General features: G+C 71.0%; 22 protein-coding genes and 1 pseudogene. 4 read left to right on the forward strand and 19 right to left on the reverse strand.

Features of this window, described 5'->3' with window-relative positions; all coding sequences use genetic code 11:
- The 11 genes from ACWGI6_RS32150 to ACWGI6_RS32200 all read right to left on the reverse strand — a co-directional run bounded on the left by ACWGI6_RS32150 (position 1) and on the right by ACWGI6_RS32200 (position 8,985).
- Positions 1 to 381, reverse strand: coding sequence for a hydrogenase maturation nickel metallochaperone HypA/HybF (locus ACWGI6_RS32150; RefSeq protein WP_453270775.1), 381 nt, complete (start codon positions 379 to 381; stop codon positions 1 to 3).
- Between the two features lie 127 nt (positions 382 to 508).
- On the reverse strand, positions 509 to 613 hold the full coding sequence (locus tag ACWGI6_RS32155) for a DUF6893 family small protein (protein WP_453270776.1): 105 nt from the start codon (positions 611 to 613) through the stop codon (positions 509 to 511).
- Entirely contained in the window at positions 607 to 1,173 is a 567-nt protein-coding gene (locus tag ACWGI6_RS32160) for a hydrogenase maturation protease (protein WP_393904925.1), read from the reverse strand. The genes ACWGI6_RS32155 and ACWGI6_RS32160 overlap by 7 nt, the downstream gene beginning before the upstream one ends.
- On the reverse strand, positions 1,170 to 2,591 hold the full coding sequence (locus ACWGI6_RS32165; protein ID WP_453270777.1) for a hypothetical protein: 1,422 nt from the start codon (positions 2,589 to 2,591) through the stop codon (positions 1,170 to 1,172). The genes ACWGI6_RS32160 and ACWGI6_RS32165 overlap by 4 nt, the downstream gene beginning before the upstream one ends.
- Positions 2,588 to 3,292 (reverse strand): DUF6084 family protein, encoded by a 705-nt coding sequence (locus ACWGI6_RS32170; RefSeq protein ID WP_453270778.1) that lies wholly within the window; start codon positions 3,290 to 3,292, stop codon positions 2,588 to 2,590. The genes ACWGI6_RS32165 and ACWGI6_RS32170 overlap by 4 nt, the downstream gene beginning before the upstream one ends.
- On the reverse strand, positions 3,289 to 3,957 hold the full coding sequence (locus tag ACWGI6_RS32175; RefSeq protein ID WP_453270779.1) for a DUF5947 family protein: 669 nt from the start codon (positions 3,955 to 3,957) through the stop codon (positions 3,289 to 3,291). The genes ACWGI6_RS32170 and ACWGI6_RS32175 overlap by 4 nt, the downstream gene beginning before the upstream one ends.
- The gene (locus ACWGI6_RS32180; protein ID WP_453270780.1) at positions 3,954 to 4,565 is read right to left on the reverse strand and encodes a hypothetical protein; all 612 of its coding nucleotides are present in this window, start codon (positions 4,563 to 4,565) and stop codon (positions 3,954 to 3,956) included. The genes ACWGI6_RS32175 and ACWGI6_RS32180 overlap by 4 nt, the downstream gene beginning before the upstream one ends.
- Positions 4,562 to 6,346 (reverse strand): nickel-dependent hydrogenase large subunit, encoded by a 1,785-nt coding sequence (locus ACWGI6_RS32185; RefSeq protein ID WP_453270781.1) that lies wholly within the window; start codon positions 6,344 to 6,346, stop codon positions 4,562 to 4,564. Before ACWGI6_RS32185 ends, ACWGI6_RS32180 begins: the two co-directional genes overlap by 4 nt.
- Before the next feature lie 85 nt (positions 6,347 to 6,431).
- Entirely contained in the window at positions 6,432 to 7,520 is a 1,089-nt protein-coding gene (locus ACWGI6_RS32190) for an NADH-quinone oxidoreductase subunit B family protein (protein WP_393904931.1), read from the reverse strand.
- Positions 7,521 to 7,746: 226 nt separating this feature from the next.
- Positions 7,747 to 8,490 carry a DUF4232 domain-containing protein gene (locus tag ACWGI6_RS32195; protein ID WP_453270782.1) on the reverse strand — a complete coding sequence of 248 codons (744 nt, stop codon included), beginning with the start codon at positions 8,488 to 8,490 and terminating at the stop codon, positions 7,747 to 7,749.
- Between the two features lie 327 nt (positions 8,491 to 8,817).
- Complete coding sequence (locus ACWGI6_RS32200) at positions 8,818 to 8,985, reverse strand: hypothetical protein (protein WP_453270783.1); 168 nt, start codon at positions 8,983 to 8,985, stop codon at positions 8,818 to 8,820.
- 361 nt (positions 8,986 to 9,346) lie between these two features.
- Between ACWGI6_RS32200 and ACWGI6_RS32205 the strand changes: the two genes are divergently transcribed.
- Positions 9,347 to 9,880: a GNAT family N-acetyltransferase gene (locus ACWGI6_RS32205; protein ID WP_453270784.1), complete on the forward strand. Its 534-nt coding sequence runs from the start codon at positions 9,347 to 9,349 to the stop codon at positions 9,878 to 9,880.
- Between the two features lie 300 nt (positions 9,881 to 10,180).
- On the opposite strand, the gene ACWGI6_RS32210 is transcribed toward ACWGI6_RS32205, so the two are convergent.
- Both ACWGI6_RS32210 and ACWGI6_RS32215 read right to left on the reverse strand, forming a co-directional pair.
- Positions 10,181 to 12,631 (reverse strand): MFS transporter, encoded by a 2,451-nt coding sequence (locus ACWGI6_RS32210; RefSeq protein ID WP_453270785.1) that lies wholly within the window; start codon positions 12,629 to 12,631, stop codon positions 10,181 to 10,183.
- Positions 12,632 to 13,234: 603 nt separating this feature from the next.
- Positions 13,235 to 13,909: a ScbR family autoregulator-binding transcription factor gene (locus ACWGI6_RS32215; RefSeq protein ID WP_393904936.1), complete on the reverse strand. Its 675-nt coding sequence runs from the start codon at positions 13,907 to 13,909 to the stop codon at positions 13,235 to 13,237.
- A 171-nt stretch (positions 13,910 to 14,080) separates the two neighbouring features.
- Here ACWGI6_RS32215 and ACWGI6_RS32220 point away from each other — a divergent pair, with 171 nt between their 5' ends.
- Positions 14,081 to 15,064, forward strand: a complete 984-nt coding sequence (locus tag ACWGI6_RS32220; protein WP_453270786.1) for a ScbA/BarX family gamma-butyrolactone biosynthesis protein — start codon at positions 14,081 to 14,083, stop codon at positions 15,062 to 15,064.
- 208 nt (positions 15,065 to 15,272) lie between these two features.
- Complete coding sequence (locus tag ACWGI6_RS32225; RefSeq protein ID WP_393904938.1) at positions 15,273 to 16,037, forward strand: SDR family oxidoreductase; 765 nt, start codon at positions 15,273 to 15,275, stop codon at positions 16,035 to 16,037.
- A 54-nt stretch (positions 16,038 to 16,091) separates the two neighbouring features.
- Here ACWGI6_RS32225 and ACWGI6_RS32230 read toward each other — a convergent pair whose 3' ends face one another.
- The 5 genes from ACWGI6_RS32230 to ACWGI6_RS32250 form a co-directional block, all read right to left on the reverse strand.
- Positions 16,092 to 16,832, reverse strand: coding sequence for a 2OG-Fe(II) oxygenase (locus ACWGI6_RS32230; RefSeq protein WP_453270787.1), 741 nt, complete (start codon positions 16,830 to 16,832; stop codon positions 16,092 to 16,094).
- Between the two features lie 84 nt (positions 16,833 to 16,916).
- On the reverse strand, positions 16,917 to 17,429 hold the full coding sequence (locus ACWGI6_RS32235) for a methylated-DNA--[protein]-cysteine S-methyltransferase (RefSeq protein ID WP_453270788.1): 513 nt from the start codon (positions 17,427 to 17,429) through the stop codon (positions 16,917 to 16,919).
- A complete protein-coding gene (locus tag ACWGI6_RS32240; RefSeq protein ID WP_453270793.1) occupies positions 17,426 to 18,946 on the reverse strand; it encodes an AlkA N-terminal domain-containing protein in 1,521 nt (506 codons plus the stop codon). Before ACWGI6_RS32240 ends, ACWGI6_RS32235 begins: the two co-directional genes overlap by 4 nt.
- Positions 18,947 to 19,074: 128 nt before the next feature.
- Positions 19,075 to 19,248, reverse strand: a complete 174-nt coding sequence (locus tag ACWGI6_RS32245) for a hypothetical protein (protein ID WP_453270789.1) — start codon at positions 19,246 to 19,248, stop codon at positions 19,075 to 19,077.
- Positions 19,249 to 19,383: 135 nt separating this feature from the next.
- Complete coding sequence (locus tag ACWGI6_RS32250; protein WP_453270790.1) at positions 19,384 to 19,611, reverse strand: hypothetical protein; 228 nt, start codon at positions 19,609 to 19,611, stop codon at positions 19,384 to 19,386.
- Between the two features lie 188 nt (positions 19,612 to 19,799).
- On the opposite strand from ACWGI6_RS32250, the gene ACWGI6_RS32255 reads away from it, so the two are divergent.
- The gene (locus ACWGI6_RS32255; protein ID WP_453270794.1) at positions 19,800 to 21,059 is read left to right on the forward strand and encodes a cytochrome P450 family protein; all 1,260 of its coding nucleotides are present in this window, start codon (positions 19,800 to 19,802) and stop codon (positions 21,057 to 21,059) included.
- Positions 21,060 to 21,147: 88 nt separating this feature from the next.
- On the opposite strand, the pseudogene ACWGI6_RS32260 reads toward ACWGI6_RS32255, so the two are convergent.
- Positions 21,148 to 21,241 (reverse strand): annotated as a pseudogene (locus ACWGI6_RS32260) (2-hydroxy-3-oxopropionate reductase); the annotation flags it as partial.

The raw sequence follows: 21,241 nt of genomic DNA on the forward strand, positions 1-21,241 counted from the left end.
TCAGCGCTCCTCATGAATCGGGACGTGTACCGGGGCGTCGTTCCAGCACACACGGACGATCTGCAGTTCACGGCCGGACAGCAGCTCGGCCGTCGCCCCGCCGCATCCGGGACAGCTGAGCTGTGGCGGCATACCCACCGGCCAGGTGTCCGCGCAGGGGCCGCAGCGGGCGCGGGCCGGGACAGGTTCGGTGATGAGCTCCGCCCCCTCCAACACCGTTCCGGTGCAGGCGAGTTCGAAGGAGAAGGCCAGCGCGTCCGGGACCACCCCGGCCAGTTCGCCGACCTGCAGCCGGACGCTGTTGACGGTGGTGGCCCCGGCGGGCCGGTCCGCGCTTTCGACCTGCTCCACGACCGCAAGCGCGATGGACATCTCGTGCATCGGTCCCTCTCTGGTGCGGGCACGACCGGGTGCCGCCCGGTTCATTAGACGGCGGGTCCGGAGGGCGGCTGCGGTGCCTCGCCGGGGCGGCGCGGTGGCGTACACCGTTCGGTGCAGCGCCACCCGGTCACATGGACCGGATCCGCATGTAGCGCCGGATGTCGGGGAGTACGGCCTTGATGGCGACGGCGAGCGCGGCGGCGAGTGCCCCGCCCAGGGCGAGCTTCAGCATGGTGTCGTGTTCCTCTCACTGGTGTGCGGTCCGGCGGCTGACACTGTCGGCTCCGCCGCGCCGACCAGCCGCAGGATCAGCCCCACGGCCTCGTCGACCGCGGCGTCGACCGGTTCGCTGAGCCCGATGCCTTCGGCGACATCGGCGGGTTCGCAGCCGACGACCAGGACGCGCTCCGGGCGCCGGCTGTTGGTGCCCGCGCTGAGCGTGTCGAGCAGCGCGAGCACGGTGTCGGGGGTCATGTGGTGGCCGTCGAGCGCGGTGTCCTGGGGGCGGTCACCGGCCGGAGTGGTGGCGTCGAGGAGGTAGACGGTGCCGGGTTCGCCGCCGCGTGCGGAGGCGTCCACGAGGAGCACCGTGTGGTAGCCGTCCAGCATCTGATAGGCCAGATGAACACCGCGTACGCCGATGTCGACGACCTCGGCCCCGTCAGGTAGCCGGTGCTCGCCCAGTCGGCGCACGACCTCGACGCCGAACCCGTCATCGCCGAGGAAGATGTTGCCGACGCCGGCGATCAGGGTCTTCGCGGGCGGCCCGGCGACGGGTGCTTCGGCGTTCACGCGTCCTCCAGGGGAGCGATTTCGTCGGGTTGGAAGTACAGGAACCGGCCCTGTTCGCGCCGGATGTCGACACCCGGGTCGCCCTCCACGGTCACCGCGAGGTGCACCCCGCCGTCGACGTCGTGCAGTACGGCCTCGACATGGGCGGTGCGGCCCTGGAGGAAGAGGTCCTGGGCGTCGGTGCGACGCAGACCGGGCCGCAGCAGCACCCGGCTGCCGGCGCCGACCGACCGCCCGTCGACCATGATCCGGTCGCGGACGGGATCGACGCTGCGATCGCTCTCCGGGTCCCACCAGGGAGTGTCCGGGCGCAGGCCCGGCAGGTCGGGGGTCAGGTCATCGGGTGCGGCCGGGCCGGGTCCGGTGACCTCGCGCAGTGCCCGTACGGCGCCGTGCAGTCGCTCCAGCACCTCGGGCGGCATGGTGTCGGCGAGTTCGATGACCTCGGCGGCGCGGGGGTCGGTGCCGCGGGCCTCGCGCTTCTCCTGGTCGGTGAGGGCCGCGGTGCGCAGGGCGAGGATTTCGTCGATCTCCAGGGCGTCGTAGAGCGCGCCGGGGCTCTCGGGGGCGATGGCCGGGTGGTCCTCCAGGATGATCGGGGAGGACAGGACCACATCGGCGCGGCCGTCGGCGCCGGCCAGCACGGGCCAGGTGTGCTCGTTGCGGCAGGCCGAGACCGCGCCGCCGGCCCACTCCGGCGGGTCGGTCATGGACACGAACGAGCCCGCGCTCAGGCCGAGGAAGAGATGGACACCGACCAGCGAGTGGGGCAGCGCCGCATCACGACCGTCGCCGGTGTCCTCCGGTTGCCAGCCGCTGGTGTTCTCGACGGTCGCGGTCAGCCGCAGCGACGCGTACGGGCCGTCGAGCGCGCTCGCGGTCAGCCGCACGCGTCCGTGGAGCTCCGCGCGGCGGCGCACCAGCCGGCCGACGAGCTGCCCGTCGGCGTCGTGCACCGGCTCGGTCTCCTCGCACGCGGGGCGGTTGAACGGGACGGTGACGCCCTCGCCGGTCAGCTGGGAGATGTCGGCCACGAGCGTGACGCGCTCCTCGGCGCCCTCGTCCCAGGGGACCAGCACCCGGTCGGGCAGTTCGAGTTCCTCGACGGTCTCGAACTCACCTCCTGGGCCCAGGCGTTGGACGGTCCGCCGCTGTGCGTGCAGAAACCGCAGCTCGGCCGAGAGCCGGGCACCGGACCTGGGTTCCATCAGGCACTCGGTGCGCTGGAAGGAGTGTTCCGCGCTCCCGGCGCCCCAGTGGGGTGGTACGAGGACGCCGAACTGCCAGCGGAGTTTGTTCTTGGCGGCGGAGGCGCGGTACGGGTAGAGCACATAGCCCTCGAACAGCACGGCGTCCGCCACCTGGCGGGCGGTGGCGAAGCGGTCCGCCGTCTCGTCGGGCAGGACGCTGGTCGTCACGGCGCGGTCCTTTCGGTGACGGGGCGCGCTGCGGCGCCGGGGAAGAGCAGGGCGCGCGGTGCGGGCGGCTCGGTGCCGTCGGCGATGGCCAGCAGCGCCTCGACGGTCGCCTGCCAGGAGGGCAGGGCGTGCCGTGAGCGGTAGGCGAGCAGCGCGTCGAGGGATTCGCGCGGCAGCCGGAGCCAGCCGGAGCCGGGGAAGTGCGCCTCGGTCATCTCCTGCCAGACGGCCACCGGCATCCGCACCGAGGCTTCCTTGTCCCAGGGCACCGGCTCGACGTGGAAGCCGCCGGCGCCGGCGAATACCGTGCCGGAGAACAGCAGCAGCAGCGGGACCTCGCCGTCGCGCAGCGCATGGAAGTAGCGGCCGGCCGCGACGTCCAGGTCGTAGCTGCACGGGACCGGGAGTTCCACCTCGGTCTCACCGGTGAAGCCGGGGACGACCAGGGAGACCTGGGCGAACTGCAGGGGCTGCAGGGTGCTGCCCCAGCGGGACCGCTCGCCGAAGAGATCGGAGAGCGCCTCGGCCTCGTCGGGGCGGTAGCCGCGCCGGGCCGGTTCGATGCGGATCTGGCAGCGCAGCGCGATGGCGTGCACCCGGGCCGCTTCGGCGGCGGTGATGCGCAGCCGGAAGAGCAGGGTGGGGGCGGCGGCGTAGCGCTCGGCACGGACACCGGTGCAGACGAAGGACAGCTCGGTCACGGCCGGTCGTCCTCCTTCGGCTTGCGGGCCCGGCGGGCGACCTTGGTGAAGAAGTCGTTGAGCGCGGCGCGTGCCTCGGCCCCGCCGTCGAAGCCCTGCCACAACAGGCGCATCCGGCCGACGAGTTCGTAGCAGATGTCGACGGGCACCAGATAGCAGTCGATCCGGCCCTCGAAGCGGCGCAGCAGCAGCGCCTCCACGTCGGGCCGGAGGAGGCCGGCCAGCCGGCTGGCGTCGAGCACGGTCTGCCAGGTCGAGGGGTCGAGTTCGCTCTCGGTGGCGCCGGCCGGGCTGGGGTAGAGCGCGACCAGCCGGTCGAGGTCGGCGTGGCGCAGGAAGAAGACGACGCCGACGGGGATCTGGAGGAGGTTCCAGGCCGCGTCGTCGAGGGTGTGGCCGGGGTCGACGAGATAGCGGTCGGGGACGGTACGGAACTGTCCGCCGCCGGCACCGTCCCGGTCGAAGAGCAGCGCACAGGCGGTGCAGGCGCAGGCCAGTGCGCGGCGTTCGGTGTTGACCAGGTGGCGGTGGTTGTGCTCGGCGAGCACCACGCCGCACAGTTCGCAGCGTTCGGGGGCGGGGGGTACCGGTGCGCGGAAGCGGCGCAGGCCGCGGTGGGCGGCCGACGGTCCGAGCCGCGGGGGCGCCGTCTGCCGGCCGCTCACGAGGCGGTGGTGGCGGTCGGCGGGCGAGGGGAGATCTGCAGCAGCGTCGGTTCGGTCCTGTCCCCGGCCGCCTCCCACTGCACCGAGGTCACCTCGGGCGCGAAGCAGGACACGGCGGCCTCGACGGCCTGTTGGGCCTGCTGGTTCGTGCTCGGGCAGCCACAGCCTCCGGAGTCACCGGCGCGCAGTCGCAGCGCACCGCTGTCCGCGTCGAACTCCCCGACCTCGGCGGGGTGTTGACGGCGGACGCTGTCCAGGGCGCGGTCGATGCGTGCCGCGGTGTCCTCGGGGTGCAGATCGTGCAGCACGAGCAGGCTGGTCACCAGCTCATCGCGGAGCAGCGCCGACCGGGGGCCGTCGTCGTCCGTGCCGCTGCCCGTCAGGTGCATGATCCGGGCGAGTCCCGCTCCGTAGAAGTCCATCAGGACACGGACGAGTTCCTCGGCGGCGGCGCTCGCCTCGCGGTCGCGCTGGGCGAGGCGGTCCAGCGCCTCTTCGATGCGCCGTCCGGTCGCCTCGGCGTTCGGCACGGTGCCGTGCGCCGCGGCGCCCTGGGGAGCGCCGGCCTGGGGTGCGGCGGCCTGTGCCGTCGTGGTCCGGGCGCTCATCCCGACAGCCCGCTCAGGCCGGTGGGCACATGCATCTTCTGTACGGTCTTGCCGTTGCCGACGTACATGTGGACGCCGCAGGGCAGACACGGGTCGAAGCTGCGCACCGTGCGCATGATGTCGATGCCCTTGAAGTTCTCCGGAGTGTTCTCCTCGAAGATCGGGGTGTTCTGCACGGCGTCCTCGTACGGCCCGGGGGTGCCGTAGCTGTCGCGGGTGCTGGCGTTCCACGGGGTGGGCGGGTACGGGTGATAGTTGGCGATCTTCCCGTCCCGGATGACCATGTGGTGCGAGAGGACGCCGCGTACCGCCTCGGTGAAGCCGCAGCCGATGGACTCGTCGGGAACCTCGAACTTCTCCCAGGTCTGGGTGCGTCCGGCCCGGACCTCCTCCAGGCCCTTTTCGGCGAAGTGCAGTGCCATGGCGGCCGTGTACGCCTGGAAGTAGGTGCGGGCGCGGTTACGCTCCAGCGCGTTGCTCCACTTGGGGATCTTCCACTCGAAGCGCGCCTCGGGCTTGGTCATGCTGCGCGGCAGGTCGATGACGACGCTCTGGCCGGTGGACTTGACGTACGGGGTGTCCACGAGCCCGGACAGCGCGGTGGACCACAGCCGGGCGATCGGGCCGCCGCCGGTGTCCAGCGCCAGGTGCTCCTTGCCGTCGAACCAGCGCGGGGACATCACCCAGCTGTACTTGTCGTTGAAGTCCCGCTTCTGCGGGGCGGGGATGGTGTGCTGGTTCCACGGGTGGCGCGGGTCGACGGGGTTGCCGAGCGGGTCGTGGGTGACGAACAGCTCCTGGCCTTCCCAGTCCTGGTAGTAGGAGCTGCCCAGCAGGATGCGGATGCCGAGGTTGATCTCGGTGAGGTCGTTGGTGACCAGCTTGCCGTCGACGATGATGCCGGGGGTGACGAACATCTTCCGCCCCCAGTCCGTCATGTTGCGATAGGTGAAGTCGCAGTGGTCGGGGTCGTTGAGCGCACCCCAGCAGCCGAGCAGCACCCGCCGCCGGCCGACTTCCTCGTATCCGGGCAGCGCCTCGTAGAAGAAGTCGAACAGGTCGTCGTGGAGCGGGACGACACGCTTCATGAACTCCACGTAGCGCATCAGCCGGCTGAGGTAGTCGGTGAACAGCTGGACGCTGGCGATGGTGCCGACGCCGCCCGGGTAGAGCGTGGAGGGGTGCACATGGCGGCCCTCCATGAGGCAGAACATCTCCCGGGTGTAGCGGCTGACCTGGAGCGCCTCGCGGTAGAACTCGCCTTCGAGGGGGTTGAGGGAGCTCATGATGTCGGCGATGGTGCGGTAGCCGTGGTCGGCCGCATGCGGGGCCTCGGTGCGCTGGGCGAGTTCCCAGACGCCGGGGTTGGTCTCGCGGACCATTTTCTCGCAGTAGTCGACCCCGACCAGGTTCTCCTGGAAGATGTTGTGGTCGAACATGTACTCGGCGGACTCGCCGAGGTTGATGATCCACTCCCCCAGGTGCGGGGGCTTCACCCCGTAGGCCATGTTCTGCGTGTACACCGAGCAGGTGGCGTGGTTGTCACCGCAGATGCCGCAGATCCGGCTGGTGATGAAGTGCGCGTCACGCGGGTCCTTGCCCCGCATGAAGACGCTGTAGCCGCGGAAGACCGAGGAGGTGCTGTAGCACTCCGCCACCCGCTTCTGCTTGAAGTCGATCTTCGTGTGGATACCGAGGCTGCCCACGATCCGGGTGATCGGATCCCAGGACATCTCCGTCAGACCGCTGCCGTCACCGGCCGCCTTTGTCTTCGGTGCCATCGTGAGTGCCGTGCCCTTCTTTTGCGCGCGGAGGTGAGGTCGGACGGAGGTCCGGAGGTACCGGACGGCTACGGGCGAGGTGCGCTCACCACGGTTTCCGGTAGCCGGTGGTCAATTGGTCGCCACGGTGGCGCCACTTGGGCTCGTGGTCGACGGTTTTGGCGGTGATGTCCCGCAGCCGGCGGATGACGCTGCCGTACGCGGCGCTCGCGGTGCTGGAGAGCTTGCCGCCGGGCGGCTCGTCCATGAACGGCATGAACTTGTCGGGGAAGCCGGGCATGGTGCAGGCGATACAGATACCGCCGACGTTCGGGCAGCCACCGATGCCGTCCATCCAGCCCCGCTTGGGCACGTTGCATTTGACCACGGGACCCCAGCATCCGAGCTTCACCAGGCACTTGGGCGAGTCGTACGTGGTGGCGAACTGGCCCTGTTCGTAGTAGCCGGCCCGGTCGCAGCCCTCGTGCACGGTCGCCCCGAAGAGCCAGGTGGGACGCAGTTGGTCGTCCAGCGGGATCATCGGGGCCGAGCCCACCGCCTGGTAGAGCAGATAGACCAGCGTCTCCGAGAAGTTGTCCGGCTGGATCGGGCAGCCGGGCACACACACGATCGGGATCCCGGCCTTGGACGTCCAGTCCCAGCCCAGGTAGTCGGGCACGCCCATGGCTCCGGTCGGGTTGCCCGCCATCGCATGGATACCGCCGTAGGTGGCGCAGGTGCCGATCGCGACGACCGCCAGTGCATTGGGCGCGAGGCGGTCGATCCACTCACTGGTGGTGATCGGCTGGCCGGTCTCGGGGTCGTCACCGAAACCGCACCAGTAGCCTTCCGGCTTGATGGACTCGTTGGGGATGGACCCCTCGATGACCAGCACGAACGGGTCGATTTCACCGCGTTCGCCCTTGAAGAACCACTCGATGAAATTGTCCGCGCCCTGGACCGGGCCGCATTCGAAATCGATCAGTGGCCAGTGGACGGCGACCTTGGGCAACCCCGGCAGCACACTGAGCGCGATCTCCTCAATGCTCGGCTGGGTCGCGGCGGTCAGCGACACGGAGTCGCCATCGCAACTCAGGCCGGCGTTGATCCAGAGGATGTGGATCGGGGACTCGTCCTCAGCGGACGGCTTTCCGTTCGCAGCGGCCTGGGCGGCCACGCTCGAAGCTGCAGACATGGGGATGTCTCCTAGGCAGATATGCAACGAAAGTGCTCAATTCAAGACTTCCATCCACCTTGGTAACACCGATCCGAAGCCGCGGGGCGGTCACAAGGGGCCGTTGCGGTGACACACCCACCCGAGTGCTCGGTCCGACCCGGGGGGACACCGCCCCGCCGGACAACGCCGGAAGCCGGGCGACCACCTTCGCGGTCGCCCGGCTCCCGGGTCGTCGTACGGCGGGTCAGCCCAGGGAACCGGACTCCAGCGCCGTCACACCGAACCGTCCACCGCACACCCGCAGCCCTGCGCTGCCGGTGGTCATCGACTCCTTGGAGCCGGGCGGGTAGGCGAAGACGATCTGCGAGTGGTCCCAGCACGGGGTGTCCGAGACGCCGTCGTTGAGGGTGTGCAGCAGGGCGTGTGCGCTCTGCCCCGGCTGCAGCCGGACGACGCCGCCGGAGCCGCCCTCGCGAGTGGCGGGCTTGCCGACGGCCGAGCCGTCCCGCTTGATCAGCGACACCCCGGGGAAGCCGCGCAGCGAGCAGGCCTTCTTGCCCTTGTTCGTGAAGACGAGGGGGTAGCGGATGTTGCCCGCACCGATGTCGGAGGCGCCCAGGCGCAGCGACATATTGGCGGCGGTGCAGCGGTCCGAGGCCGTCATGCCGGAGGCCTGGGACTGTGCGGCGCTGGAGGCCTTGCCCGTCGGCTTGGCGCCTGGGGGTGTCGCCTTCGCCGACGCCGACGGCCGCTGACCGTGGGCGGAGGACTGCGGCTGCACGCCGGACGGCTGTGCACGGCCGCCGGACGACTGCGAGCCGCTACCGCTCTCCGTGTCGTGGGAGGTGACGGGTGCGGCGGCCGACGAGGGGCGCGATGCGGCGTCGGGCCCGCCCTGGCAGGCGGTGAGCCCGAGCGCGGCGACGGCGATCAGCGATCCCGCGGCGACACGACGGCCGCGGCCGAGTGTCTTGATGGTGAGCCACATAAGTGTCCCCCTCGTCTGGTAGGTGCGAGCTCTCGTCGTGGGTGTGTACGGTCCGTCCGGTGCTCCTGCCAGCGTGGCCGTGGGCACTGCCGGTCCGCTAACGAGGCACTAACACACCACTAACGAGCCGGGGCGCTCGGCACGCCGGTAACCCCAGCAATCGGTGTGACCAGCCAGTATGCGGGGTGTGCCGCCCAGAATCGCAGAGAATTCCCGAGTTGCGGATGTGCCACCGCCAGGTTCGGCCGTTCCGTCGATCGAGATCACCGGCCTCACCTGCCCCGGCGGTCCCACCGGCCCCGGTGACCCTGCCGGTCGCCGGACCCGCTACGCCCCGTGTCCCTGGTAGGCGCCGACGTTCGGCGGGTCGGGAACCGGATGGCGGTAGAAGTCACGGTCGCCCCCGCCCGGGACGGCGACGCCCGCGCCCAGCGCCGGGGAGCCGGTCCGCAGCCGCACGTCGCCGGGGGCGGCGAAACGCGGATCGCCGTGCACCGCGCCGGCGTCGCCACCGGGAATCCCTGAAATGCGGGCGTAGAGGTTGGGGTCGTAGGTGTTGTGCGGATCGGCGAGCGGAGAGAGCGCCGCGGCACCGGCGAAAATGTTGTTGGCTTTGCCAGGCCGGGGCGGGCCGGGGGGCGCGGCGATTCGGGCGGCGCGCCTGTTCGCTGCGTACCCGCTCGGTCATCCGCGGGCCGGTGAGCTGGATCAGCCGGCCGCACCGGGGCCGTCAGGACGGAGTGTCCTGGCTCGCGCCCCAGCACGTGGCGCTTCCGACAGGGCACCGGTGGCGGGGGGGCGGGCCGCCGGATGCAGCGATTACCGCTGAGCCCCTGCATTCGACAGGATGGGAGGCATGACCGAGATCCGCACCCCCCGCCTCATCCTCCGCCGCTGGACCGACGACGACCTCGCCCCCATGGCGGACATCAATGCGGACCCGACCGTCATGCGCTGGATCGGCGACGGCTCCGTTCTCGGCCTGGAGCAAACCGCCGAGGAGATCGAACGCTGGGAGGAGGAGTGGGACGACGAGGGCTTCGGCCTCTTCGCCGTCGAGCTGCTCGCCTCGGGCGAACTGGCCGGATGCGCCGGTCTGTCCGTGCCCGAGTCCCTGCCGGAGGCACGGCACGAAGTGGCGATCAGCTGGCGCTTCGGCCGCCAGTACTGGGGCCAGGGGTACGCGTCCGAAGCCGCCCAGGCCGTGCTGGAGTTCGCCCTCCAGGACCGCGGCCTCGACCGTGTCATCGCCATCAACCGCCTGGGCCACGAGGCTTCGGACAACGTCCTGCGCAAGCTCGGCATGGCCTTCGAGCGGGAGGCGACGCATCCGGAGTACGGCCATGCGCTGACGGTGCACAGCATTGATCTCACGGAGTATCAAGGCTGAGGGGACTCGTAGCGGACGGGGTGGCGGTCCGCCGTTCGGCGCGTGAACGCGTCGGCCGCAAGGGATGACGGCACGCCTCGGGTGGGGATGAGGGTGGCGGGGCCGAGGTGCGCCACGATCAGCCAGGGCACGGCCGATGAGTTTGGACCTCGGCCCGGGCCGCGGAGCCGCTCCCATCCCGCATCCGTCGGATCGCCGTGCACCGTGCCCGCGTCAACGCTCCGGCCACAGGGCGGTCACATGATCGCCCGGACACGTCCGAGGTGCACGTACACACCTACGCCTGCGCCCGCGCCTGCGTCAGCGAGCGGACACCGGCGGCTGGGCGAGGTCCAGGTCGAGGCTCTCGTGGGCGCCGTCGGCGAGGGATATCGGGACGGCGTGGGGCGGGTAGCCGGCTGCCGTGAGGGTGTAGTGATGGCCACTCAGGTCGGAGAAGGCAAAGACCCCGTCCGGTCCGGTGACGGTGTGCCCGGAGACCGTGCCGTCCTCGACGAGAGTCACGGCGGCATCGGCGAGCGGCCGGCCGTGCGGGCCCCGTATCGTTCCGCGGACGGTTGCGGTCGGCTGCAGGCGGATGTCCTGTCGTTCCGGCTCGCCGCCGGACAGTTCCAGCGCGCGGGCCTGCGGCTGGTGCCCGGGGGCGCTGAGCACCAGGGTGTACAGGCCGGGCGGCAGAGGGGCGACGTCCCAACTCCCGTCGGCGCCGGAGGTGGTACGGGTCACCACTTCGCCACCGGCATCGGTGAGGACGATGCTCCCGCCGGACAGCGGGGCGCCTTCCGGGCCCCCGAGCAGAACGCCGCCCAGGCGGCCGGTGCCCGCGAGTATCAGATCGACCTGGGCCGAGGCGCCCTCGCCGCGGTAGAGGGCAGAGGCGGCGTACGGGGCGTGACCGGGCGCGGCGCCCGTAAGGACGTAGGTGCCCGCCGCGGGGGCGGCGAGCGCATAGCGTCCGCCCGCACCGGCCGTGGTGACGCCGGCCTGGCGGCCCTGCCGGTCGATCAGGGTGATGCTCGCGCCCGGGACCGGGGTACCGAAGGTGTCCAGGACGCGGCCGACGAAGCCGGAGCGGACCTCGGCCGGATCGCTCACGGTCGTCTCGGCGGGGGCGGAAGGTACGCGGACGGCTTGCGGTGCGACGGCCGGCCGGGCCCAGGACGGCGCAGGCTTCACGAACCGGGCCGCCGGGTCGGCGGGTTGGACCGCACCCTCGGCCCCGGCGTCCGCATCGAGCGCCTCCTCGGCACCACCGTCCGTGCTCTGCGCGACCAGGGTCGGACGGGATGCCGTGCGCTGCGAGGGCAGGAAGGATGCCAGGGCGACACCGACGAGGACGGCGGCCGTGGCGATCAGGAAGGAGACCCGGACACCTGCCATCGTGGGCACCGTGACCGGTCCCACGCGCTGGGACATATGGGCCAGCACCATGCCGATCACGGCGCTGGACACCGAGGTGCCGATCGAGCGCATCAGGGTGTTCAGACCGTTGGCCGCACCGGTCTCGGACGGGTCGACGGCACCGATGATCAGCGCGGGCAGCGAGGAGTACGCCAGGCCGATGCCGGCGCCGACGACCACCGCGATGATGACGGTCTGCCAGGGGGCGTTCATCAGGCCGATGCCCGCGCCGTAGCCGATCGCGATGACCAGCATGCCGAGCAGCAGGGAGACCTTGGGGCCGCGACGAGCGGCGATCCGCGCGTACAGCGGGGCGACGAACATCATCGTCAGGCCCAGCGGCGCCACGCACAGGCCGGCCACCACCATGGACCGGCCGAGGCCGTAGCCGGTCGATTCGGGCAGCTGCAGCAGCTGCGGCAGCACCAGGGAGATCGCGTAGAAGGCCACACCGACGGTGATCGAAGCGAGGTTGGTCAGCAGTACCTCGCGGCGGGCGGTGGTCCGCAGATCAACCAGGGGGTGGGACATGCGCAGCTCCATCACGCCCCACAGCACCAGGATCAGGGCCGCGACGCCGAACAGACCGAGGGTGGTGGGCGAGCCCCAGCCCCAGTCGCTGCCCTTGGTGATGGGCAGCAGCAGGGCGACCAGCCCCGCCGACAGCCCGAGGGCGCCCGCCACGTCGAAGCGTCCCTGGGCGCGTACCGCGCTCTCCGGGACGACGAGGAAGGTGAGCAGCATCGACAGCACACCGAGACCGGCGGCGCCGAAGAACAGGGCGTGCCAGTCGGCGTGTTGGGCGACCAGGGCCGCGGCCGGCAGTGCGAGTCCGCCGCCGACACCGATCGATGAGCTCATCAGGCCCATGGCGGAGCCGAGCCGTTCGCGCGGCAGCTCGTCGCGCATGATGCCGATGCCGAGCGGAATGGCGCCCATGGCGAAGCCCTGCAGTGCCCGGCCGACGATCATGGTGAGCAGGTCGCTGGTGAATCCGCAGATCAGCGAGCCGACGACCATGACCGCGAGGCTGGTCAGCAGCATCCGCCGCTTGCCGTAGAGGTCGCCGAGGCGTCCCATGATGGGCGTCGAGACGGCACCCGCGAGGAGGGTGGCCGTCATCACCCACGTGGCATTGCTGGGTGCCGTGTTGAGCAACACCGGCAGGTCCTTGATGACCGGCACCAGCAGCGTCTGCATCACCGCGACGACGATGCCGGAGAAGGCGAGAACCGGGACGATGCCACCGCGGGCTCTGCGGTGCCCGCCCACGGCCGGGTCGGGCACCGGGGGCGCGGCAGCGGCGGTCGCCGCCCTTCCGGGGAGCTGGTCCGTCGTCGTCTGGGTCATGCGTGCGGCCTCCAGGGCGGCAGAGGTGGGCGTCGGTGGGCGTCGAGGGTGAGCGTGTGTCGTGAGGGGTGGCGGAGCAGGGGCGAGCAGCAGGCGTTCAAAGGGTGGGGCGTCACCCGGGCATGGGCACGATCAGGCCGTTGATACGTGCATGCCGAACGTTTTATCCCGGGGCTCTATTCCGGCGCACCGGCCGACATCTCATACCGGCGGTCGTGATCTGCCTCACGCCGCCCTGCTCCTGGCTCCCCTTCGCCCCGTTCATCGGGCCTCCCCCGGCCTCGCCTTCGACGCGGAATCCGCTGAACCCGCCGAATCCAGTGAACAGCACGCCACTGACAATCCCGTCCGGGAACGACCGCCGCGCACCGTTGCCACCGCTCACGGCGTATCGCTCACCACTGCCCCCGTCAACAGCGAGCGGCGCCGCGGGCCCACCGCGGCGCCTCTCGGGAGGCATGCACACACCACCGGCCTGGACGCGCTCACCTCAACAGAGAACACCGTCTGCGCGGTATGTTCTTGCCTCCTGAACGCAGCGAATAATCCGGCTTGCCCGGCCCCGGCCGCCCGAGCCCCTCCGGCTCGGCCCGGCCGGTTCGGTCAACTCGCCGCGACATCGGCCCCTGCGTCCGCCAGAGCCTTTCCCTGCAGTGCGGCATCGAGCTCCGCGCCGCGTTCCGGATCAAGCTTGAGCTTGGCGAGCACGGCGGGCACCGCGATGCTGGGGAGGGTGTGCTCGAAAAAGATGGTCAGCCGGTGACTGAGGTCGGCCTGGTTGGTCAGGGCGTTCGACATCAGCTGCAGACCGGCGAACGCTCCGACGAAGAGCTCGGCGGTCTCGGTCACGACGACACTCTCCAGGACCTCGCCGCGATCCCTCGCCTGATGCAGCAACTTCTCGACGAATCGGGTCCAGGCAATCATCGACTGCTTGCGGTCAAGGTGGTTGGAGCCCTGCTCCACCGCAAGCCGGGCCGCCCCGCGCTGAATCGGGTCACTGCGCAGGCGGTACGCCAGCACCTGCCCCGCGTCGACGAACTCCTGCAACTTGATCTTCTGCGGCTGCACGGCGATGTCCAGCACATGCTCATCGAGCACCGCCAGCGCGAGCTGTTCCTTGGAGGCGAAGTGGAAATACAAGGCACCCTTCGTGACGCCGGCGCGCTCGAGGACCTCGGCGATGGTCGCGCGGTCGTAGCCGAGGTCGTCAAAAACGGAGGCGGCTGCTTCCAAGATCAGTCGCCGGGTCCGGATCGCGCGGTCCTGTTGTGCCACAGGACGCCTCCTGTCTCTCGTGTTTTCCATTCCGCATCAGTTAGCTACCGCTCAAGTCGCCTCGGGGCCAGCTACTTACTCCAATTCGCCGCCCGGCATTGAAAATAAAACCGGATGGTACGTATCTTAACAGCGATGTACCTCATCCCGTAGAGACGCCTGGGGGCACTCATGAGCGACACGATGCAGGTCAGCGGCACGGTTCAACCCAGGACTCCACACCAGACGCAGTCGAATCGGAACCAGCGCACCGCCACCGGGCATCACGGCGATGCCGGCGTCCCTCAGGAGTTCGTGCACCGCCCCTTCGTCGACGACATTCTGGTCACCTCATGGCGCCGACTGGACGACTCCCGTTTCTCGCTGACCGCCCGGTGGCCGCACGATCACGGGTACTTCACTCCGGTGCACGGCCACCACCATCTCATTCTCACCGGCGAGACCATTCGCCAGGCAGGGCTGCTCCTGTGCCACACCGAGCTCGGCGTACCGGTCGGCCACCACTTCATCCTCGGCGACCTGGTGTACACAACCCACCCCGAGCAGCTGGCCGTTGGCAGCGGGCCCACCCGGCTGACGGTCGACGTCACCTGCAGCAGGATGCGCTTGCGGGCCGGCACGCTGGCCGGCGGCCACTTCAACATGACCATCCGCAAGGCGGGCCGGATCGTCGCAACGGGCTATTCCGACGTCACCGTCACGTCCCCTGCCGTTTACCGCCGGATCCGCGGCGAGCGGCTGGCCGCACGCCGTACCCTGGGCCCGCTCCCCTCACCCGTCCCGCACCAACTGACCGGAAGCGCCAAGGACAGCGATGTCCTGCTCTCCCCCACCGACCGGGCCGATCGGTGGCAACTGCGCATCGCGCCCGGCCATGCCGCGATGGTGAATCCGGCGAACGATCACATTCCAGGAATGCTGTTGCTCGACGCCGCACAGCAGGCCGCCCGAGCGCTGACCGCGCCCCAAGTCTTCGTGCCGTACGCCTTCGGCACCGAATTCCACCGCTATGCCGAACACGGCGTTCCCTGCACTATCGTGGCCCAGCACGTCCCGTCCGCGCTCCCCTCCACCACAACGGTCCAGGTCACCGGCTCCCAGGAGGGCGAGCCGGTGTTCGTCTCCACCCTGACCGCACTGGACGCCCGTCGCTGAGCGCGCGGCTGAGGAGCAACGCACTTCTCGATGGGCCCTCCACCTGACAAGCCACCGGACCGCGCGACATGAGCACGGAGTGAGCGGCAGCGGCTCTTGAGGCATGGGCAACGGGCCTCCCGGCCGCCCCACCGTACAGCGATCGACAGTAACCGGCGGCAGCACGCCCCCTCCCTCCCGCAAGCAACCGAAAGGCAAGAAGACGAGCATGGGCGACCTCAACGGAAAGACCGCACTGGTGACGGGATCCAGCCGCGGCATCGGCCGGGGCATCGCCCAGCGCCTCGCCGAGGACGGTGCGCTGATCGCCGTCCACTACGGCAGTAATGACGCCGCGGCCAAGGAAACGGTCGAAAGCATCACGAGCGCGGGCGGCCGGGCCTTCCCCGTCCGCGCCGAACTGGGGTTTCCCGGTGATGCCGAAGCCCTCTTCACTGCCTTCGACACCGAACTCGCCGCCTGCGGTGCGGAACCCGGCCTCGACATCCTCGTCAACAACGCGGCGCTCAACTTCCCCGCGCGCATAGACGCGGTGACCTACGAGGATTTCGACCGCACCATCGCGGTCAACACCAGGGCCCCGCTCTTCGTCATCCAGCACGGCCTGCGCCGGATGCGGGACGGCGGACGCATCATCAACATCTCGTCAGCGGTGACGAGCACCGCGCACCCGCAACAGATGGCCTACAGCATCTCCAAGGGTGCGGTGGACACCCTCACGCTCACCCTCGCCAAGGACCTCGGTGACCGCGGGATCACGGTGAACGCCATCGCCCCCGGCTGGGTCGAGACCGATGTGACCGCGGCGCGAAGGGCGACGCCCGAGGGGCGGGCCGCGCTGGCGGCCTATTCGGTGTTCAACCGGATCGGCCGGCCCTCGGACATCGCTGACGTCGCCGCGTTCCTGGCCTCGGACGACTCCCGTTGGATCACCGGCCAGCGCTTCGATGTCACCGGCGGCTCGATGCTCTGACCGGTCGGGCACAGCCCTGGGCCCGGCGCGCGGCCGCGGCGTCGTCAGGCACCGTCAGGCGTCGTGGAAGACCAGGCCCAGGGAGTGCCGGTGGCCCGAACGGACGGTGCTCACCCCGTGGCGTACGGGACCGGCCGACCAGCCGCGGGCGGAGCGTACGGGGCGATCGCGCGTGGTGAAGATCAGGCCGTGGCCCTGCTGCAGGACGGTGGTGGTACCCCGGGACTGGGCGCGGGGCCGCTGCTCGACGAGCAGGAATTCACCGCCGGTGTAGTCGGTGCCCTGCTCGTCCAGGCCGATGACGACCTGGAGGGGGAAGACCATCTCCCCGAAGATGTCCCGGTGCAGCGCGTTCCAGTCGCCCGCCCCGTAACGCAGCAGGATCTGCGAGGACTTGGCCTGCCCGGCTTCGTGGCACAGGGTGAGCCACTCCCCCAGGGTGTCCGGCCAGGGAGCCGGCCGGCCGAGCTTGTCCGCCCAGTCACGGGCCGTCCGCAGCAAGTACGGGTAGAACGCCTCGCGGAGGGCCTGGACCGGTTCGGGCAGCGGTTCCGCGAAGTAGCGGTACTGGCCCGAGCCGAAGCGGTGCCGTGCCATGTCGACGGTCGAGCGGAAGCGGGAGGTCTCGTCGTACAGTGCGCTGAGGGCGCGGCAGTCGGCCGGGCTGAGCAGTCGTGGGGTCAACGCGCAGCCCAGGGTGTTGAGTTCGTCGGCCAGGGCCGTCCAATCGGCGGACGCTACCCGCTCGGCGAGCGCGGCGGGACGGGCTGGGCGCTTGGTGGTCGTGGTGGTCATGGCGTGCTCCAGTAGGGATTCGGGGCGGGGGCTCACCGGGGGGTCGGGACGGCGCGGGTTCGGCGGGCGTCCGGTACGGAGGGCTCAGCCGGCATCCGGCGCGACACCCTCGATACCGAGGAGTTGCCGCTTGCGTACGGGCCCGCCCGCGTAACCCGACAGGGACCCGTCCGCGGCGATCACACGGTGGCAGGGCCGGACGACGAGCAGCGGGTTCGCGCCGATGGCCGTGCCGACGGCGCGCACCGCTCCCCGCGCCGCGCCGATCCCGGCCGCGATGGCCCCGTACGTGGTCGTGGTGCCGTACGGAACGGCCTCCAGGGCCTTCCACACGCGCTGTTGGAAGTCCGTGCCCCGGGTGGGTGCGTATTCGATGCCGAAGCGGGTCAGCTTCCCGTCGAAGTAGGCACGGAGCTGGTGGGTGATCTCGGCGAAGGCGTCCGGGGCGTACGTCCAGCCGTCCTGGACGGTCGCACCGCCCTTCTGGCCGGGCAGGCTCAGCGAGGCGAGCGCGGTGCCGCCCGGTGCGTTGGCCGATTCCTCGCCCACCAGCAGGAGTTCGCCCAACGGGCTGTCGAGGGTGGTGTAGAGCGTCATGGTCCGGTGCTTTCCGTGGTGGAGGGGCGGGTGCGCGCCGGTTCGGTGGCCGGCACGTTCCAGAAGTGGTGCATGGCGTACGAGCGCCAGGGGTGCCAGCCGTTCGCCTGCGCGGCCAGGCCGGCCGTCGGAGCTCCGGCCCGGCGCATTCCGGCCAGTACGGCCACATCGCCGGCCAGCAGCACATCGGGATCCCCGAGGGCGCGCATCCGGATGTAGCCGGCGGTCCATGGGCCGATACCGCGCAGGCCGAGAAGCGCACGCTCGGCCTCGTCCCGGTCGGCTCCGGCGTCCAGCGTGACCGTGCCGTCGGCGAGCGCGGAACTGAGGGTGCGCAGGGTCGTCCGTCGCGACTCGGGCATACCGAGTTCCGCGAGCGAGGCCCCCGCCAGGTCATCGACGCGGGGGAAGAGGTGGGTGAGCGCACCGGACGGCTGCGGCAGCGGCTCGCCGTACGCGGCGACCAGAGCGCCGCCGAGAGTGCGGCCGGCCGCGACCGAGACCTGCTGGCCGAGCACCGCACGGACCGCGAGCTCGTCCGGGGCGGCAGCGCCCGGGGAACGCAGTCCGGGATGCCGGTCCACCAGCCGTGCCAGGACGGGGTCCGCGCGGAGGCGCTCGGCCACGGCGTACGGATCCGCGTCCAGATCGAAGAGGCGGCGCACCCGCTGTGCGGCGGTGGTGAGATCGCGCAGCTCGGTGAGGCGCAGCCGGCAGTCCAGCCAGCCGTCTCCGGTCGCCTCGTCGACCTCGGCGATTCCGGTGCCGTTCGGCAGCCGCAGGGTGCGCCGGTAGGTGCGGGCGCCGGGCTCGCCGCTGACGTCCTCGATACCGGGGATCGCGCGCCGCTGGAGGTGATCGAAGAGCTGCCGTGCCGCGTACGGGCCACGGAAGGCCAGCCGCAGCGGCAGCACCCCGGGCGTGGCATGCGGCGCCACCGGGCCGAATCGGGACCCCTTTCCGGGGCGGGCGGCACGCAGCTCGCGCGGGGTGAGCGCGTAGATCTCCTTGATGGTGTCGTTGAACTGCCGCACGCTGGCGAAACCGGCCGCGAAGGCGATCTCGGCCGCCTGCAGGCCGGTGGTCTGCAGCAGGACCCGCGCGGTGTGGGCGCGCTGCGCCCGCGCCAGTGCCACGGGGCCGGCACCCAGTTCGGCGTTCAGCTGACGCTGCACCTGCCGGGCGCTGTAGCCGAGCCGGGCCGCCAGCCCGGAGACCCCTTCCCGGTCGACCACACCATCGCTGATCAGCCGCATTGCCCGCCCGACGACATCGGCGCGGCCATTCCACTCCGCGGACCCGGGCACCGCGTCGGGGCGGCAGCGCCGGCAGGCGCGGAAGCCGGATCCCTGGGCGGCCGCGGCGGTCGGGAAGAAGGCGACGTTCCGGCGTCGGGGCGTGGTGGCGGGGCAGCTCGGCCGGCAGTAGATCCCGGTCGTGGACACCGCGAAGAAGAAGGCGCCGTCGAATCTGGCGTCTCTGCTGCGCACCGCCTCGTACCTGCTGTCCTCATGCATCACGGAGTCCACTGTGCAGCAGGTCAGGCGGCGACGCTGGCGGAATTCGGACGCCGCGTTCGGGGCCGGGCGGGCTGATCGAAGGCCAGGTGCGATGTCCGGCGAGGGCGCGCCGGGCCGGACGCGCGTTACGACGCTGCCGCGGCCAGGACCACCAGGATCAGGAGCAGCACGAGTGTCTCCCAGCGCATCGCCCGCCGCAGGACACTCCAGCTCGGGAGGCCCGACGACCGGCCGCTCAGCGATGAGCTGCCGCTGTCGGAACCGTCGTCGCCGTAGCCGGTGTCCCCGCTGTCACTCACGCCGTGCTCCTGCCTCTGCTGCCGCAACTCACGAACCGGCAGCCACAGGGCCACCGTTGGTCAGCGTATGCCGTCGCCCCGTCCGTCGTTGCCTCCGGCATCCCTGCCACTGGTTCCAGCGGCGCGGTCGCCCCGTCAGGCCGGCGGCATCGGCCAGTCGTCCAGCGAGCCGCCCCGCCATTCGACGAGCCGGGGGTCGTCCAGCGCGATGTCCTCGGCCGGGCCGGCGATGCCCGCGCGGCGGAGGAACTCGGCGACATCGCCACGGCCGTGGGCCAGGCCGACGATCTGCCCACGCACGGTCACCCGTCGGCCACCGGAGGGGGTCGGCGGGTGCACGATGACAGGCGGATGCTCGGTCATGCATCCAGCGTGCGCCGGGCTCCGCGCTCGCGCATTTCGACAGCCGCCGTGAGCCTCAATCAATCCTTGACCCCGCAACCATTCACTAGGCTGGCCGGGTGGCAGGGAGCACGGAGCGGGCGGCCGCTCCGCAACGCCATGGAACCGACCTCCGCGACGAGATCATGAGGCCGACCGTGAACAACCCCATGGACTCAGCCGAGTTCTCCCGGAACCCGTACCCGCTGCTCGCCGCCTTGCGCTCGCGCGGCCCCGTGCAGCAGATACGGACGGGCAACGGGCGTACGACATGGGCCGTGACCGGATGGGCGGAAGCCCGGGCGGCGCTGGCGGACCCGCGGCTGTCGAAGGACACCGGCCGCTACTTCGCCGACCGGCCCAGCAACCGCAATCTGGCCCCCGCCGTCAGCCGCACCATGCTCGCCACCGACCCGCCGCGCCACGGCCGGCTGCGGAAGCTGGCGATGACGGCGTTCACTCCGGCGGCCGTCGCACGACTGGAGCCCCGTATCCGCGCGATCGCTGAGGAACTGGCCGACGCGCTGGCCGCGCGCGGGTCGGGGGACCTTGTCGAGGAGTTCGCCGTGCCGCTGCCGATCGCGGTGATCAGCGAGCTGCTGGGGGTGCCGGAGCGGGACCGTGCGGCGGTACGGCACTGGTCCCACGACCTGTTCGCCGCGGCGGCCCCGGACACCGTGGACCGCGCGTCGCACGCCCTCAGCGACTACATGACGCAGCTGATCGCGGACCGGCGCGCGGACCTCGGGGACGACGTCCTCAGCGGTCTGATCGCCGCCCGTGATGAGGAGGACCGGCTGTCCGAGCCCGAACTCCTCTCGCTGGCCGTGCTGTTGGTGGTCGCAGGCCACGAGACGACCACCCACCTCATCGGCAACGGCATGCTGGCCCTGCTCCAGGACGATGCGCTCCGCTCCCGCCTCCGGGACGATCCCGGCCTGCTCCCCGCCGCGGTCGAGGAATTCCTGCGCTACGACGCTCCGATCACCCTCGCGACCTTCCGCTTCGCCACCGAACCGTTCGCACTCGGCGGCGCCCGGATCGGCGCGGGGGATGTGGTTCTGGTGTCCCCCGGAGCCGCCAATCGCGACCCGGCGCAGTTCGTCGCGCCGGACGAGGTACGGCTGGACCGTCACCACCCTGCGGGGCGTCCGGACGGTCCCGGCCATCCGAACTGTCCCCAGGGCCCCCGGCATCCCCGGGAGTCCGAGGGCCGCGATCGCCCGGGGGCAGACCTCTCCTTCGGACACGGCCCGCACCACTGCCTCGGTGCACCGTTGGCCCGCGTCGAGGCCCGGATCGCCTTCGAGGTGTTGCTGACGCGTTTCCCCCACATCCGGGCGGCGGTGGACAGTTGGGAGGCGCTGGACTGGCGGCGCACGCGCCTGACGCACGGTCTGGCAAGTCTCCCGGTGATCCTCGACCGGTGATCAGGGCGTACGCGGCAATCCGCTGAACCGTGCCCGGGGGGCGTATTTCCCGCCTTCGGGCACTCCCGGGCTGATCCCGGGCACCGGCTCAGCTTTCGGTGGGGTGTCCGGAGAGGCGTTCGACGCCGCGGAGGAGGGCGGAGTGGTCGAGGTTGCCGTCGCCCTGGGCGCGGAGGGCGGCG

Source organism: Streptomyces sp. NPDC054786 (assembly GCF_053611685.1).

Excerpts from the sequence above, each read along its gene's own strand:
- ACWGI6_RS32150 (WP_453270775.1), bottom strand. The coding sequence starts at position 381 with ATGCACGAGATGTCCATCGCGCTTGCGGTCGTGGAGCAGGTCGAAAGC.
- ACWGI6_RS32155 (WP_453270776.1), bottom strand. The coding sequence starts at position 613 with ATGCTGAAGCTCGCCCTGGGCGGGGCACTCGCCGCCGCGCTCGCCGTC.
- ACWGI6_RS32180 (WP_453270780.1), bottom strand. The coding sequence starts at position 4,565 with ATGAGCGCCCGGACCACGACGGCACAGGCCGCCGCACCCCAGGCCGGC.
- ACWGI6_RS32185 (WP_453270781.1), bottom strand. The coding sequence starts at position 6,346 with ATGGCACCGAAGACAAAGGCGGCCGGTGACGGCAGCGGTCTGACGGAG.
- ACWGI6_RS32190 (WP_393904931.1), bottom strand. The coding sequence starts at position 7,520 with ATGTCTGCAGCTTCGAGCGTGGCCGCCCAGGCCGCTGCGAACGGAAAG.
- ACWGI6_RS32195 (WP_453270782.1), bottom strand. The coding sequence starts at position 8,490 with ATGTGGCTCACCATCAAGACACTCGGCCGCGGCCGTCGTGTCGCCGCG.
- ACWGI6_RS32205 (WP_453270784.1), top strand. The coding sequence starts at position 9,347 with ATGACCGAGATCCGCACCCCCCGCCTCATCCTCCGCCGCTGGACCGAC.
- ACWGI6_RS32210 (WP_453270785.1), bottom strand. The coding sequence starts at position 12,631 with ATGACCCAGACGACGACGGACCAGCTCCCCGGAAGGGCGGCGACCGCC.
- ACWGI6_RS32220 (WP_453270786.1), top strand. The coding sequence starts at position 14,081 with ATGAGCGACACGATGCAGGTCAGCGGCACGGTTCAACCCAGGACTCCA.
- ACWGI6_RS32225 (WP_393904938.1), top strand. The coding sequence starts at position 15,273 with ATGGGCGACCTCAACGGAAAGACCGCACTGGTGACGGGATCCAGCCGC.
- ACWGI6_RS32230 (WP_453270787.1), bottom strand. The coding sequence starts at position 16,832 with ATGACCACCACGACCACCAAGCGCCCAGCCCGTCCCGCCGCGCTCGCC.
- ACWGI6_RS32235 (WP_453270788.1), bottom strand. The coding sequence starts at position 17,429 with ATGACGCTCTACACCACCCTCGACAGCCCGTTGGGCGAACTCCTGCTG.
- ACWGI6_RS32240 (WP_453270793.1), bottom strand. The coding sequence starts at position 18,946 with ATGCATGAGGACAGCAGGTACGAGGCGGTGCGCAGCAGAGACGCCAGA.
- ACWGI6_RS32250 (WP_453270790.1), bottom strand. The coding sequence starts at position 19,611 with ATGACCGAGCATCCGCCTGTCATCGTGCACCCGCCGACCCCCTCCGGT.
- ACWGI6_RS32255 (WP_453270794.1), top strand. The coding sequence starts at position 19,800 with ATGGACTCAGCCGAGTTCTCCCGGAACCCGTACCCGCTGCTCGCCGCC.